Source organism: Parvimonas sp. D9 (assembly GCF_035282565.1).
In the GTDB taxonomy this organism is placed as follows: domain Bacteria; phylum Bacillota; class Clostridia; order Tissierellales; family Peptoniphilaceae; genus Parvimonas; species Parvimonas micra.
Genome location: NZ_JAYKBM010000033.1, coordinates 1 through 684, shown reverse-complemented (window position 1 = coordinate 684; position 684 = coordinate 1). Strand labels below are relative to the sequence as shown.

General features: G+C 46.1%; 1 protein-coding gene. It reads left to right on the top strand.

What is annotated here, in order from left to right; genetic code table 11:
• Positions 1-580: hypothetical protein (locus tag VJI94_RS07880; RefSeq protein WP_324008945.1), on the top strand; the 580-nt coding region annotated here is incomplete at its 5' end.
• Positions 581-684: the final 104 nt, after the last annotated feature.

Here is a 684-nt window from a genome sequence, read left to right as displayed (position 1 = left end):
GGTTTCTGGCCTTGGCTTTGGATCTTCTAACCAGTTCATTGAGTGGATTGGTCCTTCGCAAAGTAGTCTGGCTAACTGCACCGAACAAAATGGTGTCTATTACGTCAAGACTGATGGCAGTGCTTACTTCGGTGGGACCCTTTCTGCTGGTACTATTAAGAATGCTGTGCAGACTACTAGTATTGCATCCAATGCAGCAGTAGATACTGGCACAGTAAGCTCTCGCGGTGGCACGCGCACGGTAGTGGTAGGTTATTCTCTATACATCACCCAACCTCTCAATGGCAACAACTCTAACGGACAAGGCACTAATTCTGCACAGATAATCCTTTCGCGAAATGGTCAAGATGTGGCAACTCTTAATGTGTCCGGTATATGGGAACGCAACGCCTCCTCTCAGGATGAGCCTAGTGTTTACACTGAATCTATGGGGGGTTCGTTAACCTTCACAGATAACTCAGGTGGGAATAGCGTATCATATGCAGTACGTATTTCTAGCCGGAGTCTTGGACCAGGAGGTGCATCGTCTTATGGACCTGTAACACAACAACAGTTAGGCATTGTGCAAACTGAGCAATAAAAATCACCCTTGATTTAACGTTCAATATGTCGTATAATAACCAAGCCAATAGAAAGGACCGATCATGGCTGACGAAAACACCAACACCAACACTTCTGGGCAAC